The sequence below is a fragment of the Gordonia westfalica genome (genome assembly GCF_900105725.1).
In the GTDB taxonomy this organism is placed as follows: Bacteria; Actinomycetota; Actinomycetes; order Mycobacteriales; family Mycobacteriaceae; genus Gordonia; species Gordonia westfalica.
Map to the genome: position 1 here is coordinate 3,315,442 of NZ_FNLM01000034.1, position 14,870 is coordinate 3,330,311.

At 68.0% G+C, this 14,870-nt stretch carries 16 protein-coding genes; 12 read left to right on the top strand and 4 right to left on the bottom strand.

Going from position 1 to position 14,870, the window contains the following annotated elements:
• Positions 1 to 36: 36 nt before the first annotated feature.
• From BLU62_RS20660 to mnhG, 6 genes are read left to right on the top strand one after another with little or no spacing between them, the layout of a single operon-like run.
• Positions 37 to 3,024 carry a Na+/H+ antiporter subunit A gene (locus BLU62_RS20660; RefSeq protein ID WP_074851861.1) on the top strand — a complete coding sequence of 996 codons (2,988 nt, stop codon included), beginning with the start codon at positions 37 to 39 and terminating at the stop codon, positions 3,022 to 3,024.
• The gene (locus BLU62_RS20665) at positions 3,021 to 3,695 is read left to right on the top strand and encodes a Na(+)/H(+) antiporter subunit C (protein WP_074851862.1); all 675 of its coding nucleotides are present in this window, start codon (positions 3,021 to 3,023) and stop codon (positions 3,693 to 3,695) included. The genes BLU62_RS20660 and BLU62_RS20665 overlap by 4 nt, the downstream gene beginning before the upstream one ends.
• The gene (locus tag BLU62_RS20670) at positions 3,692 to 5,305 is read left to right on the top strand and encodes a Na+/H+ antiporter subunit D (RefSeq protein ID WP_074851863.1); all 1,614 of its coding nucleotides are present in this window, start codon (positions 3,692 to 3,694) and stop codon (positions 5,303 to 5,305) included. The genes BLU62_RS20665 and BLU62_RS20670 overlap by 4 nt, the downstream gene beginning before the upstream one ends.
• Positions 5,302 to 6,159, top strand: coding sequence for a Na+/H+ antiporter subunit E (locus BLU62_RS20675; RefSeq protein WP_074851864.1), 858 nt, complete (start codon positions 5,302 to 5,304; stop codon positions 6,157 to 6,159). Before BLU62_RS20670 ends, BLU62_RS20675 begins: the two co-directional genes overlap by 4 nt.
• Entirely contained in the window at positions 6,156 to 6,419 is a 264-nt protein-coding gene (locus BLU62_RS20680; protein ID WP_074851865.1) for a monovalent cation/H+ antiporter complex subunit F, read from the top strand. Before BLU62_RS20675 ends, BLU62_RS20680 begins: the two co-directional genes overlap by 4 nt.
• On the top strand, positions 6,416 to 6,748 hold the full coding sequence (gene mnhG, locus BLU62_RS20685; protein ID WP_074851866.1) for a monovalent cation/H(+) antiporter subunit G: 333 nt from the start codon (positions 6,416 to 6,418) through the stop codon (positions 6,746 to 6,748). The genes BLU62_RS20680 and mnhG overlap by 4 nt, the downstream gene beginning before the upstream one ends.
• 486 nt (positions 6,749 to 7,234) lie before the next feature.
• On the opposite strand, the gene BLU62_RS20690 is transcribed toward mnhG, so the two are convergent.
• The 4 genes from BLU62_RS20690 to BLU62_RS20705 all read right to left on the bottom strand — a co-directional run bounded on the left by BLU62_RS20690 (position 7,235) and on the right by BLU62_RS20705 (position 10,115).
• Positions 7,235 to 8,356, bottom strand: coding sequence for a glutamate--cysteine ligase (locus BLU62_RS20690; protein WP_074851867.1), 1,122 nt, complete (start codon positions 8,354 to 8,356; stop codon positions 7,235 to 7,237).
• A gap of 32 nt (positions 8,357 to 8,388) precedes the next feature.
• A complete protein-coding gene (locus BLU62_RS20695; protein ID WP_074851868.1) occupies positions 8,389 to 9,069 on the bottom strand; it encodes a superoxide dismutase family protein in 681 nt (226 codons plus the stop codon).
• Positions 9,070 to 9,237: 168 nt separating this feature from the next.
• Entirely contained in the window at positions 9,238 to 9,723 is a 486-nt protein-coding gene (locus tag BLU62_RS20700; RefSeq protein WP_074851869.1) for a LytR C-terminal domain-containing protein, read from the bottom strand.
• Between the two features lie 47 nt (positions 9,724 to 9,770).
• A complete protein-coding gene (locus BLU62_RS20705; protein WP_074851870.1) occupies positions 9,771 to 10,115 on the bottom strand; it encodes a nucleoid-associated protein NapA in 345 nt (114 codons plus the stop codon).
• 260 nt (positions 10,116 to 10,375) lie between these two features.
• On the opposite strand from BLU62_RS20705, the gene BLU62_RS20710 reads away from it, so the two are divergent.
• From BLU62_RS20710 to BLU62_RS20735, 6 genes are read left to right on the top strand one after another with little or no spacing between them, the layout of a single operon-like run.
• On the top strand, positions 10,376 to 11,209 hold the full coding sequence (locus BLU62_RS20710) for a lipase family alpha/beta hydrolase (RefSeq protein WP_099047872.1): 834 nt from the start codon (positions 10,376 to 10,378) through the stop codon (positions 11,207 to 11,209).
• Positions 11,210 to 11,229: 20 nt separating this feature from the next.
• Positions 11,230 to 11,844, top strand: a complete 615-nt coding sequence (locus BLU62_RS20715) for a peptide deformylase (RefSeq protein WP_074853054.1) — start codon at positions 11,230 to 11,232, stop codon at positions 11,842 to 11,844.
• 29 nt (positions 11,845 to 11,873) lie between these two features.
• Entirely contained in the window at positions 11,874 to 12,899 is a 1,026-nt protein-coding gene (locus BLU62_RS20720) for an N-acetylglutamate synthase, CG3035 family (RefSeq protein ID WP_074851871.1), read from the top strand.
• Positions 12,899 to 13,459 carry a guanyl-specific ribonuclease gene (locus BLU62_RS20725; RefSeq protein ID WP_074851872.1) on the top strand — a complete coding sequence of 187 codons (561 nt, stop codon included), beginning with the start codon at positions 12,899 to 12,901 and terminating at the stop codon, positions 13,457 to 13,459. Before BLU62_RS20720 ends, BLU62_RS20725 begins: the two co-directional genes overlap by 1 nt.
• A complete protein-coding gene (locus tag BLU62_RS20730; RefSeq protein WP_074851873.1) occupies positions 13,456 to 13,965 on the top strand; it encodes a barstar family protein in 510 nt (169 codons plus the stop codon). The genes BLU62_RS20725 and BLU62_RS20730 overlap by 4 nt, the downstream gene beginning before the upstream one ends.
• Positions 13,966 to 14,751 (top strand): exodeoxyribonuclease III, encoded by a 786-nt coding sequence (locus BLU62_RS20735; protein ID WP_074851874.1) that lies wholly within the window; start codon positions 13,966 to 13,968, stop codon positions 14,749 to 14,751.
• The last annotated feature ends 119 nt before the right edge of the window (positions 14,752 to 14,870 follow it).

The window sequence follows — 14,870 nt, forward strand, 5'->3', positions numbered from 1 at the left end:
CGTGACACCCCGCCGGGAGAAAGACGGAGTGCCCTTTTGATTTCTGTGTTGGCTGCGTTGGCAGTGTGCGCACTGATCGCGCCCGCAGTCATCCATTGGATCGGTACGCGGGGTTTCTACATCCTCGCGCTCGCCCCACTCGGCGCCCTCATCTGGGTCGTCTCGCATTGGCCCGCGCCGGAAGCCGACCGCGCCGTCGTGGAGACGGTGAGCTGGGTCCCATCGTTGCAGATGGACATCGTCACCCGCTTCGACACCCTCGCGGCGATCCTGTCGGTGCTGATCCTGGGCGTCGGCGCCCTCGTGCTCTGCTACTGCGCCCACTACTTCGACGACGCCCGCCCGCGCGTCGCGCTGTTCGGCGGCGAGATGGTGGCCTTCGCCGGCGCCATGTTCGGTCTGGTCATCTCCGACAACATGCTCGTGCTCTACGTGTTCTGGGAGCTCACGACCGTCCTGTCGTTCATGCTCGTCGGCTTCTACAACGTCCGCGCGACGGCCCGACGCTCGGCCACCCAGGCGCTGCTGGTCACCACCTTCGGCGGTCTGGCCATGCTCGTCGGCATCATCATGCTGGGCGAACGGTCCGGGACCTACCTGCTCTCGGAGATCATCTCGGCACCGCCGACCGGCCTCTACGTCGACATCGCGATCGTCCTTCTGCTGATCGGCGCGTTGAGCAAATCGGCCATCGTCCCGTTCCACTTCTGGCTCCCGGGCGCCATGGCCGCCCCGACTCCGGTGAGCGCCTACCTGCATGCCGCGGCGATGGTCAAGGCCGGCATCTACCTGATCGCGCGCCTGGCCCCGGGCTTCTCGGTCACCGTCAGCTGGCAGGTCGCCGTCGTCGGGCTGGGCGCGTTGACGATGGTCCTCGGCGGCTGGCGGTCGCTGCGCGAACTCGACCTCAAGCTCATCCTCGCCTTCGGCACCGTCTCCCAGTTGGGATTCATGGCGGTACTCGTCGGCATCGGCGACGCGAACGTGGCCATGGCCGGCCTCGCCATGCTCGTCGCCCACGCCATGTTCAAGGCGTCGCTGTTCATGGTCGTCGGCATCATCGACCACGCGACGGGTACCCGTGACATCCGGAAGCTGGCGCGGCTCGGCCACCGGCTACCCGTGCTCGCCATCACCGCAGCACTGGCCGGCGCGAGCATGGCCGGCATCCCGTTCACGTTCGGCTTCATCGGCAAGGAGACCGCCTTCGCGTCGGTGTGGGACACCGGCGCGCTCAGCTCCTGGCAGGCCCACACCGTCGACATCGTGCTGCTCGTGGGCTCGATCATCACCTGCGCGTACACGCTCCGCTTCCTGTGGGGCGCGTTCGGGCGCAAGGTCCGGCACACCCCGAGCCCGGCCGTGGCGAAGATGCACGCTCCCGCATGGCCCTTCTACTTCTCACCGGTCGTCCTCGCGATCGCCGGCGTCGTCGCCGGATTCGTCAGCGGGCCGATCGGCGATCTCTTCGAGCCCTACGCCGAGACGCTGAACAGCTACGGCCACAAGATCGAACACCTCGCCCTGTGGCACGGGTTCGGACTCCCGGTGATCTTCTCGATCATCGTGGTCGTCGGCGGTGTGATCGCCTTCCTCGGCATCCGCAAGATCCGCGACCGGGTCTTCGGCTTCCGGCCGCTGCTCAACGCCGACCGCATCTACGACGCGACGCTGCGTTCGGCAGACACCATCTCGTTGCTGCTGACCCGCAACACCCAGCGCGGATCTCTGCCCGTCACCCAGGGCGTCATCCTGTGCACGGCCATCCTGCTGCCGACGATCGTCCTGTTCCTGGGTGCACGCGACCAGCTGCAGATCCAGTACAGCGCCACCGCCGTCCAGTTCGTGGTCGGCGGCATCATGATCGCGTCGGCGCTCGCCGCGGTCTTCCTGCGCAACCGTCTCGCGGCGACGCTGCTCGTCGGCATCACCGGCTACGGCTGCGGCATGCTGTTCGCGCTCTACGGCGCCCCCGACCTCGCTCTCACCCAGTTCCTGGTGGAGACGCTGACGCTGGTCATCTTCGTGCTCGTGCTGCGCAAGCTGCCCGCCGAACCGGAGAAGCGGCACGCCACCGGCTTCAAGCCCCTGCGCGCGCTGATCGGCCTCGCCTTCGGCGCCATGCTCGTGGTCATCGGCCTGTACGCCGCGTCCGCACGGTCGACCGAACCGCTGCACGTCGACCTCGCCGAGGCCGCCTACAAGTTCGGTCACGGCGCGAACGCGGTGAACGTGCTCCTGGTCGACATCCGCGCGTGGGACACCCTCGGCGAGGTGTCGGTGCTCATCGCTGCCGCGACCGGCGTCGCCTCGATGGTGTTCCGCAACCGCCGCTTCGGTGCGGCGCCGCGCGTCGCCGACGCCATCCGGCTGCAGGCGGGCATCAGCGACGACTCCGATGACGACGACGATCAGATCCCACCGGACCGCACGACCTGGCTGCTCGGCTCGGGTCTGCGCGATCCGCGACACCGATCGATGGTCCTCGAGGCCACCACCCGACTGCTGTTCCCGACGATGGTGGTCCTGTCGATCTACTTCTTCTACGCCGGGCACAACTCGCCGGGCGGCGGATTCGCCGGCGGCCTGACCATGGGCCTCGCGCTGGTCCTGCGCTACCTGGCGGGCGGACGCTACGAGCTCGGTGAGGCCCTGCCCATCGAACCGGGTCGCATCCTCGGCGCGGGTCTGGCGATCTCCGCGACCACCGCGGTCACTTCGATGTTCTTCGGGGCCCCGGCACTGTCGTCGGCGGTCTTCGAGATCACCGTCCCGGTCCTCGGCGAGATCAAGCTGGTCACCGCACTGTTCTTCGACCTCGGCATCTATCTCATCGTGATCGGTCTGGTGCTCGACGTACTGCGCAGCCTGGGAGCACGTCTCGACGTCGAGACGACGATGGCACGCACCCCGGTCCGAACCCAGACCGGTGCCACCCGCGCCGGTTCCGAGACGGTTCCGGCCGAGTCCGACGAACCGTCAGCCGAGAACGTACCGACCGGGAAGGGACAGGTGGCCCGATGAGCACCAATCTCCCCTTGCTCCTGGTCGTCGGGATCATGGCCGCCTGCGGTGTGTACCTGCTGATGGAACGCAGCCTGGTCCGGATGCTGTTCGGCCTGCTCCTGTGCGGCAACGCGCTCAACCTGATGATCATCGTGGTCTCCGGCGGCATGGGTAATCCGCCGATCCTGGGGCGGTCGTCGGAGAACCGTGCCGCCGACGCGGACCCGCTCGCCCAGGGAATGGTCCTGACCGCGATCGTCATCACCATGGGCGTCGCGGCATTCGTGCTCGCGCTGGTCTACCGATTGTTCGTGATCAACCGCGACGACGACGACCTCGAGGACGACGTCGAGGACGTCAAGATCAAGACCGGCACGCTCGACACCGCACCGGACCGCGACCGCAGCGACGACCCGGTGACGCTGTCCGACACGGTGACCGGCGACTACTTCGACGACGCGGGCAACCCCCTCACGCCGGAGGAGGCCGCCGAGCGGCACACCGAGCTCCACGAGACCGACATCATGCCGACCGACTCCGACGTCGTCGACGAGATCGGGGATGACACCGACGACGATCCCGATGTCGTCGGCGACAAGATCCCCGAGGACGACTCCGACGAACCGAACGTCATCGGGAGTTCCGGCGAACCGCAGAAGACAGACGACTCCGAAGGGGGTGACCGATGACACCGCAGCCGTCCTGGATTCCGATCCTGATCACCCTGCCGACGCTGGTCCCCCTGGTCGCCGCCGCACTGTCGCTCCTCCTCGGCCGCAGCCCCCGGTTCCAGCGCGTGGTCGCCATCGGGGCGATCGCGGTGGCCTTCATCGCGTCGTGCCTGCTGCTCTACCTGACCGACCGCCACGGCACCTTCGCCGTCGCGATCGGCGGATGGGGCGACAAGGGCTATCCCAACGGACCGCTGGGCATCACGCTCGTCGTCGACCAGCTCGCCGCCCTGATGCTCGTCGTGTCGACGATCGTGCTGTTGTGCGTCGTCGTGTACGCGATCGGTCAGGGTATCCGCGACGGCACGGCCCAGCAGCCGACGTCGATCTTCCTGCCGACCTATCTCATCCTCACCGCCGGTGTCTGCAATGCCTTCCTCGCCGGCGACCTGTTCAACCTCTACGTCTCGTTCGAGGTGCTGCTGACCGCGAGCTTCGTGTTGCTGACGCTCGGGGCCAGCGAAGAGCGCGTCCGCGCCGGTGCGTCGTACGTGATGGTGTCGATGGTGTCGTCGCTGATCTTCCTCGCCGGCATCGCCTTCGCCTACGCGACGACGGGCACGCTCAACCTGGCGGAGATGGCGGTCCGCCTCGACGACGTCTCCAGCGGCACCCGCAATGCCCTCTACGCCGTGCTGCTCGTGGCCTTCGGCATCAAGGCGGCGGTGTTCCCGCTGTCCACCTGGCTACCCGACTCCTACCCCACCGCACCGGCACCGGTCACCGCGGTGTTCGCCGGCCTGCTCACCAAGGTCGGTGTCTACGCGATCGTCCGCGCTCACACGCTGCTGTTCCCCGGCGGGTCGATGGACACGGTGCTGATGGTCGCGGGTCTGCTGACGATGATCGTGGGCATCTTCGGTGCGATCGCGCAGTCCGACATCAAACGTCTGCTGTCGTTCACGCTGGTCAGCCACATCGGCTACATGGTCTTCGGCGTCGCCCTGTCATCGGAACTGGGCATGTCGGCGGCGATCTACTACGTGGCCCACCACATCCTCGTGCAGACGACGCTGTTCCTCGTCGTCGGCCTCATCGAACGTCAGGCCGGATCGGCCTCGCTGCGACGCCTCGGCGGCCTGATCGCCAGCCCCGTTCTCGCGGTCCTGTTCCTGGTCCCGGCGCTCAACCTCGGCGGCATCCCGCCCTTCTCCGGGTTCATCGGCAAGGTCGCGCTCCTCGAGGCCGGCGTCCAGAACGGCTCGGTGCTCGCCTGGATTCTGGTGGCCGGTTCGGTGGTCACCAGCCTCCTCACCCTGTATGTGGTCGCCCGCATCTGGACCAAGGGCTTCTGGCGGCCCCGCGCCGACGCGCCCGAGGGTGAACTGGCCGACCAGGGACCGTCCGCGCTCATCGACGAGCGTGACGACGGCGCCTTCTCCGAGCGCGAGGACGTCGGGCGCATGCCGGCCATGATGGTCCTCCCGACGTTCGCGATGGTCGTCGCCGGCCTGGTGCTGACATTGTGGGCCGGCCCGATCTTCGACTTCACCGACAGCGCCGCGACCGACGTCGTCCAACGCGGCGTGTACGTCGAGGCCGTCCTGGGCGGAGGTGAATCACGATGACCGCAGAACAACCCACCGGCAAGCAGACCGGTCACGACCATGAACGAGCCGGGACGCCGAAGCGGCGCGCCCCCGTGGTCTCCACCAAGGGACCGGTGCTGTCGCTGGTGATCAACACCTGGCGGGTCTCGCTGCTGTTCATCTTCTGGCACTTCGTCAGCGCCCTGGTATGGCTGCGCAACCACATACGTCTGCCCGCGTGGCTCGGCGGCGACGGCCGCGAGGTCGGGGTCCGGCTGTGGACCATCGCCTGGCTGGCCTTCGTGTGGGTGTTGCTGTGGGGCACCGTTTCCTGGGCCAATGTCATCGGCGGGGTGGTCCTGGCGATCGCTGTGCTCACCCTGCTGCCGCTGCCCCGCGTGCCGGTCGAGGGCCGTATCCACCCGCTCTCGGTGGCCCAATTGCTCTTCCGGCTGGTCTTCGACTTCTTCAAGTCGAGCCTGCAGATCGGGTGGATGGCCATCCGGCCCGGCCGGCCGCCGCTCGGTGCGGTCGTGCGCGTCCGGGTCGCGATCAAGTCCGACATGGTCCTCACCCTCGCCGTCGACTACCTCAATCTCGTGCCCGGGACGATGGTGCTCGAGATCGACCATCGCCGACGCATGCTGTACGTCCACGTCTTCGACGTCCGGTCGGAGAAGAAGGTGCGGGCGTTCTACGACCAGGTCGCCTACGTCGAGCGCATGTTCATCAAGGCCTTCGAGCGTGACAGCGAGTGGCATCCCAGCCCGTACCACGGCATCGACGAGGACTTCCATCACGTGCGGCCCATCCAACCGGTCGACGGCGCGCAGTCGGCGGACATACCGACCACGACGCCGCCGGCGTCGCACTCGGATCGAGGTGAGAAATGAGCGTCGTGTGGACGATCGCGGCGGCGATGCTCCTGCTCGCCGCGGTCCTGACGACGATCGCCATCCTGCGCGGACCGTCGACGCTGGACCGTCTGGTCTCGCTCGACGTCCTCATCGCGCTGTGCATGTGCGGTCTCGGCGTGTGGGCGGCGTACAGCCTCGACTCGACGGTCGTGCCGGCCATCGTGGCGCTGTCGCTGCTGAGCTTCGTGGGATCGGTCGCGATCGCACGATTCCGAGTCCGGGATGACCAGACATGATCGTCGACATCATCAGCGGGACGCTGATCCTCCTCGGCTGCCTCATGGCGGTCACCGCGGCCATCGGTCTGGTGCGGTTCCCGGACACGCTGAGCCGGATGCACGCCGCCACCAAGCCGCAGACCTTCGGCCTGCTGCTGATCCTGATCGGTGCGGTGGTCCGCCTCGGCGACAACGTCGACGCCGGGATGCTCATCCTGGCCGGGCTCTTCGCACTGATCACGGCACCGGTCGTCGCCCACCGGATCGGACGCCTCGCCTATCAGGAACAGCGCGCCCGGGACGGCCTCATGGAGGAGCGGGACATGGAGTCACCCGACCGGGATTAGACCCTGCTCCCCGAGTAGGCCCCACTGCCGGTTGAGCCGACACCGAGCGAACCGAAGCGTCCCCACGCCGGTTGAGCCGACACCGAGCGAACCGAAGCGTCCCCACGCCGGTTGAGCCGACACCGAGCGAAGCGAAGCGTCCCCACGCCGGTTGAGCCGACACCGAGCGAAGCGAGGCGTCGCGTCGAAACCCACCCGTCACCACACCCCGCCGACCGGCTAAAGCAGCAGAGGCACGAGGTTTCGACGCGGTGGCTCGCTCCGCTCGCTACCGGCTCAACCAGCAAGGCCGACCGCCGCTGGACATAGGAGCCCTGAGTAGCCCCGGAGCTCGCGGAGGGGCGTATCACTCCGCTCCCTGAGTAGCCCCGGAGCTCGCAGAAGGGCGTATCACTCCGCTCCCTGAGTAGCCCCGGAGCTCGCGGAGGGGCGTATCACTCCGCTCCCTGAGTAGCCCCGGAGCTCGCGGAGGGGCGTATCGAAGGGTCAGTCCAGCTCGGCGACCACCGACGCGACGACGTCGCGCATCGAGTGGGTGTCGCGGTAGACCGCACGCTGACGCTGATAGCTGGCGCCCTTGTCGATGATGCTCGCGATCCCGGCGAGTTCGTCGACGCAACCGAGGTCACGGGCGATCGGCTGGAGCCGTTCGAGCAGATCGTGGAGGTCCTCGGTGACGAGCCTCTCGGCGCAGTCGGCGTCGAGGATGACGATCGCCTCGAGACCGTAACGCGCTGCGCGCCACTTGTTCTCCTGGACCAACCAGGGAGCCATCGTCGGCAGGGTCTCCCCTGCGGAGAACCTGCGGTCGAGATCGACGACGAGGCAATGGATCAGGGCGACGATCGCCGAGAGCTCGCCGAGATTGGTCATGCCGTCGCAGACCCGCACCTCGATGGTGCCGAGATGCGGTGACGGGCGGATGTCCCAGCGGATCTCGTTGAGATGGTCGATGATCCCGGTGGTCATCTGGTCGGCGACGAAGCCCTCGAACTGATCCCACGTCTCGAACTGGAACGGCAGCCCCGCGGTCGGGAGCTGCTGGAACATCATCGCGCGGTTGCTGGCGTAGCCGGTGTCCTGGCCCGCCCACATCGGCGACGACGACGAGAGAGACAGCAGATGGGGGTAGTAGTTCAGCAGGGCGTCGATGATCGGCAGCACCTTGTCGCGGTGGCTGATGCCGACGTGCACATGGACGCCCCAGATCAGCATCTGCCGACCCCACCACTGCGTGCGCTCGATGAGCTCGGCGTACCGGTGCCCCTCGGTGAGCAGCTGCGTCGAGTACTGGGCGAACGGATGCGTGCCCGCGCCGTACAGGTCGACGCCGAGCTCCTCGGTGAGGACCCGCACGACGCCGAGGGTGTCGGTCAGATCCGCGATCGCCTCACCGGTGGTACGGCAGATGCCGGTCACGAGTTCGACGGTGTTGCGGAGCAGTTCCTTGTGGATCTTCCCCTCGCGGTCGGGGTGGTGCTCACCGACCGCGGCGAAGAGCGCCGCCGCCGAGTTCGACAGATCGCCGGTGACCTTGTCGGTCAGAGCGAATTCCCATTCGACCCCCAATGTGGGGGTCGGCGACCCGTCGAACTCGATCGGTGACATGGGCGGCCGCGGCCGGTGCCGGATCGCGGCGCCTAGCTCTGCTCTTCGATGACGCCGCACGCGATGCGCGAGCCGGCGTCACCGGTCTTCAGCGTGTCTTCCTTCGGTCCGCCCGGATACTTGTCGGCCGGGATGTTGCCGAAGTTGTCGGGCTTCTCGTGGATCATGATGGTCTTGCCGAAGACCTGATCCAGCTTCACCGCGTCGGTGGTCGTCACGGTACGCCCGGTGTGGTCTTCGAGGATGTTGATCGACACCAGGTCACCGCTTGCGGGGTGGCTGGTGTTGCCGTCGACCTGCAGGTGCCCGCCGGCCGAGGTGAACGCCTGTGCCCCACCGGAACCGGCGTCGCAGACCCCGTTCTCGTGGATGTGCATGCCGTGGAAGCCGGCCGGCAGGTCGCCGCTGGTGACGCGCACGCTGACCGTGACCGTGCCTTCGCTCTGGCCGGGCGCCGAGAAGGTGGCCTCGCCGACGACCTTGCCGGAGGTGTCCTTGATCTCGGCGGTCGCGACCTGTCCGGAGGGCTCGTCGTCGACGTTGTCCACCGCTCCCGGGGGAAGCGGCTTGTCGGAGATCACCGGCGGCGTCGTGCCGGGTACATCCGTGGGGTTCTGGTCGGGGCTACAACCGGCCAGGGCAACCCCGATCAGTCCCGCGGAAGCCAGCGCGGCGAGGGCGCGCGACGCGGTGAGTTTCGAACGTCCGGACATGTCACTCCTTGATAACTGTCACCGGGGCTGCGCCCGGCTCTGGATAACTGTCACCGGGGCTTCGCCCGGCTGGGGGCGGTTCACTGGGCGTCGGCCCAAGGATGCGCGACGTCTACCGGCGCGCTGTTGAATTGTGTGAATACTTCGACGATAGTCCGGCCGTGTGTGTCACGATCCACTGACCGCGGTCACCACGATCACCGGGATCCCGCCCTTGCATCGGGTGAACGAGCTGGGACGCTCCTCGACGGAGACCGTCCCGCCCAGCGTCTTCGCGAGCTCGTCGGCCTGAGCCTTGTCCGAGTCCGTGTCGTAGAAGATCGTGTTCTCGCTGAAGCCGCCCGCGGTGTAGTTGCCGGGCTGGGCCATCGTGTAGCCCTTCTGCTTCAGCAGGTCGGACACGTCCGAGGCGAGCCCGGACACCTGGCCGGCGTTGATCACGCACACCCGCTTCGACGTCGCCGACGCAGAGGTCGACGACGGGGTGGACGCGGGCGTCGAGGTGGCGGTCGCGGTCGTCTCGGTCGCCTGGGGTTCGCTTCCCGAGGTCGCCGCGGAATGCCAGCCGAGCCCGATGAAGACGACGGCCACTGCGAAGAGCATCATCGCCCCCGCGCGCAGCGGCAGGCGATTGGGCTCACGGTCTGCATTCATCACCGACGACCTTAACGCACCTCGGGTGGCTGACCGGGGTCAGCGTCTCAGGTGATCTCGAAGCCGAGACGACGCGCGGCGCGGGCCTTCTGGCGCGACGCGCGGAGACGGCGGAGTCGCTTGACGAGCATGGGATCCGCGGCCAGGGCCTCCGGCCGGTCGACCAGCGCGTTGAGTACCTGGTAGTACCGGGTCGCCGACAGACCGAACAGTTCCTTGATGGCTTCTTCTTTGGCGCCGGCGTACTTCCACCACTGCCGTTCGAAGGCCAGGATGTCGTGCTCCCGGCGCGACAGACCGTCCGCACCGACCTCGTGCGGGTCGAGCTGGACTCCGTTGTCGGGGGTGGGTTGATCGCCTTCGTTCTGGCTACGCGCAGCTGCGCCGTCCATCTCACTCCCTCACCGAAAACATCTGATGACCCTCACACCGTCGCTGACGTGCACCGATCCGGCGAAGTGATCCAGAAATGCGAATCGGACATCTCGGACACGGCGACGAATCACAACAGTGTGGTTCGCAGACAATCTAACCACGGTCAGGCTGTCCGATGGTGCTGTGACTCGCCACGACGCACGGTCGGTCGCGACCACGGATGAACTCCCGCTGTTAGCCTCACCTCACCACAATCCGTCGATCCGGGGGGAATCGGATGTTCTCAGGTCTCTCACGCGGCGTGACCGCGTTGCTCGGCGGCCTCGGTGTCGCCGCAATCGGGATCGGCACGTTCGCCGCTCCCTCGTCGGCCGCCCCGGCCGACCCGGGAGACCGGGTCGTCGTGATCGTTCCGGGCCAGCAGCTCTACGCCGACGAGGGGCAGAACGAGGAGACGTTCCGCCCGCTCGCTGACGCGATCCGGTCCGCCGGGCACCGTGTCGTCTTCGCCCACGCAGGTGGCCGGGACGTGGCGGCCGACGCCCGGTTGATCAAAGGCGTCATCGATCCGCTCACGGCCGACGCCGAATCGGTCGACATCGTCGCGCACAGCGCCGGCGGCCTCGGTGCGCGTCACTATCTGAAGTTCCTCGGCGGCGCCGGCGTGGTCGGCGAGTACGTGGCGATCGGCACCGCCCAGTACGGCTCTCCCGGTGGATGCTCGCAGCCCCGCGACGGCGGCTACGACACCTGCATGTACGCCGACGCCGTCAAACGCCTCAACGCCGGACCCGACGCCCCCGGGCCGACCCGCTACTCGGTAGTCCAGAGCGACGGCGAGTGGACCGACGGCCGGCTCGACGGAACGCCGCAGTGCCGCGCCTACTCCCCTGTCCCTCTGGCCAACACCGGTTTCGACCACGCCATCGAGATGCGCGACCCGACGATCATCTCCCGCGTGGTGACGTCACTGCGCGGCGGTTGCACGGGACGGGTCGTCACCGAGCCCGTCGACAGCTTCGACTGGCAGTCGACCCTGTTCCCGGGCATCCCCGGCGCAGCGGGCGACGCCGTCCGCGACGCCGTACCCGGCGTCGTTCCGGCGCCCTGAGCAGCGCTAGGGTGATCGACATGGCGATTCTCCCGATCTGCATCGTGGGCGAGCCGGTGCTGCACCAGCCCACCTCCCCGGTCCCACTCGACGCGGACGGCCGTCCGTCGCAAGAGGTCATCACCCTCCTCGACAACATGTACGAGACCATGGACGCCGCCCACGGCGTGGGGCTGGCGGCCAACCAGGTCGGCGTCGGGTCCCGCATGTTCGTCTACGACTGCCCGGACGGCGACCGAACGGCAACCCGTCGACGCGGCGAGGTGATCAACCCGGTCCTGGAGACCTCCGAGATCCCGGAGACCATGCCCGATCCCGACGACAACGACGAGGGTTGCCTTTCGGTGCCGGGTGAGCAGTTCCCGACCGGCCGCGCCGACTGGGCGCGCGTCACCGGCGTCGACCGGACCGGCGCCGAGGTCGTGATCGAGGGCAACGGCTTCTTCGCCCGGATGCTGCAGCACGAGGTGGGCCATCTCGACGGCTTCCTCTACGTCGACGTGCTCGTCGGGCGTAACGCGCGGGCCGCGAAGAAGGCCATCAAGCGCAACAAGTGGGGAGTCCCCGGACTGACCTGGCTGCCGGGCGCCGTCGCCGACCCGTTCGGTCACGACGACGATGATGACGACGACTGACCGCCCCTGACCAGGCCGGCCCGGACGAAGTGGCCCAGCAGCACACGCCCCGATCGGGCGCCGTGATCGGCGACCGCGTCGTCGTGCGCTATCTGCTCGGTGAGTCGACGCCCGCGGACTGGCGGGGCAATCCCGATGCGGCGCAGTCCGATGTCACCGGCTTCCTGATCGACGACGCCGACCCGGTCCGTCTCGAACGCGACGGCGAGGTGGTGTCGATCCCGGCTGCCGCCATCACCTCGGTGAAGCTGCTCTCGGCCAAACCGGTGCGCAACAAGGAGATCCGCGCCCTTGAGGGCGTCGCCGCGCGATCATGGCCCGGTGTCGAGACGGCGTGGATCGCCGGATGGTTCGTCCGCGCCGGGCACGGATTCAGCCGCCGCGCGAATTCGGCCATCCCCCTGGACATGTCGGCCCACCCCGATGCGACGACGCTCGGGCGCATCGCACAGTGGTACGCCGACCGGGACCTGCGGCCCCTCCTCGCGCTACCGGAGCGGTTGCTGAAGGCCTCCGTCGTCGGCGGCGTCGAGGACGTCGAGGTTCAGATGCTCACCTGCGACGTGACCGTCCTGACCGGCCGCCTCGGCGAGTTCGGTTCGGACGCTGTCCGTCTCGCCGATGAACCCGATGCCGACTGGCTCGCCGCCTACACCGGTCACCGATCCGGTGGGGACACCGACGCGGCGCGACAAGTGGTGACCGCGGGAGACGGGCCACCGATCTTCGCCGCGATCGTCGACGCCGAGTCCTCGGCGGTCACCGCGATCGGCCGCGGCGTCGTCACCGAATCACCCGACGGCCGCAAATGGTTGGGACTGTCGGCGTTGTGGACCGACCCGGAACGACGCCGATCAGGGTTGTCGACGCGGGTCCTCGCCGCATTGGTGGCGTGGGGCGCCGATCACGGCGCCGACGCCGCCTACCTGCAGGTCGAGACCACCAACCGAGTCGCCGGCGCCTGGTACCGACGACTCGGCTTCGGGCTGCACCACACCTACCGGTACATCACGCCCGACGTCCCCTCTCCTGACCCCGCTCTCCGCGAACACTGATGCCAAGCCGTTCACGCTCGACGCCGACCGTCGCACAACGCCGCCGTCAGGCCGCGATCACCGCTGCTGCGTTCGCCCTCATCGCCGTGGTCTTCGCGGTGACCTGGTTCATCAACAGCGGCAGCGATTCCGGAGCCGACGAGTCCTCCGCCGCCGGCATCGTGTCGTCGGCGAGTTCGACCGAACGGACGTCGGCCGCCGAGACGACCACTCCCCGGTCGTCGGCCCGCAAGACAACAGCCTCCAAGAGTACGGCAGCCGCGACCGCGACCGTCCCCGCGCGAGTCACGCGTACGCTCGCCCTGATCGATGCCGGCGAATGGCCGGAGGCCGCCCGGGCACCGGGGACGAAGGGCGGGATCGCCTTCCGTAACAACGAACGTCTTCTCCCCGCCGCGGATGCGAACGGACGTCGCATCACCTACCGGGAATGGGACGTCAACCCGAAGGAGCCCGGCCGCAGCCGGGATGCCGAGCGGATCGTCACCGGAAGCGACGGAACCGCCTGGTACACCGCAGATCACTACCGCTCGTTCATCCTGATTCGAGGACCGTCATGACCCAGCACGACGATTCCCGCAGCTCCGACTCTCTGGCGCGGTTCCTCGACGGCGCCGGAAACGAGGGTCCGGCAGTCGGACTCACGCTCTCACCGGATCTGCCCGACCTCGGTCCGGACACCCGCCTGCGCACGATCAGCGGCACCGCGGCGACCACGACCGGTACCCTCTACACCACCTTCGCCCGTGTGTGGGACTTCCCGGATCACTTCGGCCGCAATCGCGATGCGTTCGACGACTGCATGCGCGACCTCGACACCCCGGACGCCGACGGCCGCACTCCGACGGTCATCGTCACCCACATCACCCACGCTCACCGACTGCTCGACGAGGACGACGCCACCTTCACCTGGTTCGCCGACTCGATCGGCTTCTACCGCGATCACTACCGCGATGCCGGACGGACTTTCGCGCTGATCCTGTCGACGTCCCGCTCACGCGCCTCGGCGGTACTGGCCCGCTGGACCGCCGCCGGTGTGCCGGTCGCCGATCTCGGGGAGCACTGAATGCGGATCGCCACGTGGAACGTCAACTCCATCCGCGCACGCTCGGAGTCGGTCGTCGAATGGATGGACCAGTCCGACATCGACGTCCTCGCCATGCAGGAGACCAAGTGTCACGACGACGCGTTCCCGCTGATGAGCTTCCTGGCCTCCGGGTACGACGTCGCTCATGTCGGGCAGGGCGCCTACAACGGTGTGGCGATCGCGTCGCGGGTCGGACTGGACGCCGTGGAGATCTCGTTCGACGGGGTGCCCACCTATCCGGTCGACGGCCAGCCGATCCGTGAAGCCCGCGCGATCTCCGCGGTGTGCGCGGGAATTCGCGTATGGAGTCTCTATGTACCCAACGGGCGGACACCCGACGACCCGCACTACGAGTACAAACTCCGTTGGCTCGACGCCCTCGGCGACCACATCGCGCTGCGTCTGGCACACGACCCGGCGAGCGAGATGATGCTGGCCGGCGACTGGAACGTCGCGCAGACCGACGACGACGTCTGGGATCGCGGGTACTTCGAGGGACGCACTCACGTCACGCAGCCGGAACGTGCTGCAGTGCAGCGCTTCCTGGACGGCGGTCTGGTCGACTCCGCCCTCCCGTACGCCCCGGGCTACACGTTCTGGGACTACACGCAGCTCCGTTTCCCCCGCAACGAGGGAATGCGCATCGACTACGCGTTCTGCTCACCGGCTCTCGACACGCGCGTCATGGGCGCGCAGGTCGACCGCGAGGCCCGGAAACGCAAGGGCGCCAGCGATCATGCCCCGGTGGTGTTCGACCTCGGCTAGTTTCGCGAGGCCTGAACCGCTCTGCGGTTAACCGCCCCTGAAGACAGCCCTGTATAGCGGCGTCGCCATGGTGTCATCGGTCGGCCCCTGGAGGGTGCATTCCAGGGGCGGTTTCCGTG

Coding starts and splice junctions, on each gene's coding strand:
- BLU62_RS20665 (WP_074851862.1), top strand. CDS start 3,021: ATGAGCACCAATCTCCCCTTGCTCCTGGTCGTCGGGATCATGGCCGCC.
- BLU62_RS20670 (WP_074851863.1), top strand. CDS start 3,692: ATGACACCGCAGCCGTCCTGGATTCCGATCCTGATCACCCTGCCGACG.
- BLU62_RS20675 (WP_074851864.1), top strand. CDS start 5,302: ATGACCGCAGAACAACCCACCGGCAAGCAGACCGGTCACGACCATGAA.
- BLU62_RS20680 (WP_074851865.1), top strand. CDS start 6,156: ATGAGCGTCGTGTGGACGATCGCGGCGGCGATGCTCCTGCTCGCCGCG.
- mnhG (WP_074851866.1), top strand. CDS start 6,416: ATGATCGTCGACATCATCAGCGGGACGCTGATCCTCCTCGGCTGCCTC.
- BLU62_RS20690 (WP_074851867.1), bottom strand. CDS start 8,356: ATGTCACCGATCGAGTTCGACGGGTCGCCGACCCCCACATTGGGGGTC.
- BLU62_RS20695 (WP_074851868.1), bottom strand. CDS start 9,069: ATGTCCGGACGTTCGAAACTCACCGCGTCGCGCGCCCTCGCCGCGCTG.
- BLU62_RS20700 (WP_074851869.1), bottom strand. CDS start 9,723: ATGAATGCAGACCGTGAGCCCAATCGCCTGCCGCTGCGCGCGGGGGCG.
- BLU62_RS20705 (WP_074851870.1), bottom strand. CDS start 10,115: ATGGACGGCGCAGCTGCGCGTAGCCAGAACGAAGGCGATCAACCCACC.
- BLU62_RS20710 (WP_099047872.1), top strand. CDS start 10,376: ATGTTCTCAGGTCTCTCACGCGGCGTGACCGCGTTGCTCGGCGGCCTC.
- BLU62_RS20715 (WP_074853054.1), top strand. CDS start 11,230: ATGGCGATTCTCCCGATCTGCATCGTGGGCGAGCCGGTGCTGCACCAG.
- BLU62_RS20725 (WP_074851872.1), top strand. CDS start 12,899: ATGCCAAGCCGTTCACGCTCGACGCCGACCGTCGCACAACGCCGCCGT.
- BLU62_RS20730 (WP_074851873.1), top strand. CDS start 13,456: ATGACCCAGCACGACGATTCCCGCAGCTCCGACTCTCTGGCGCGGTTC.
- BLU62_RS20735 (WP_074851874.1), top strand. CDS start 13,966: ATGCGGATCGCCACGTGGAACGTCAACTCCATCCGCGCACGCTCGGAG.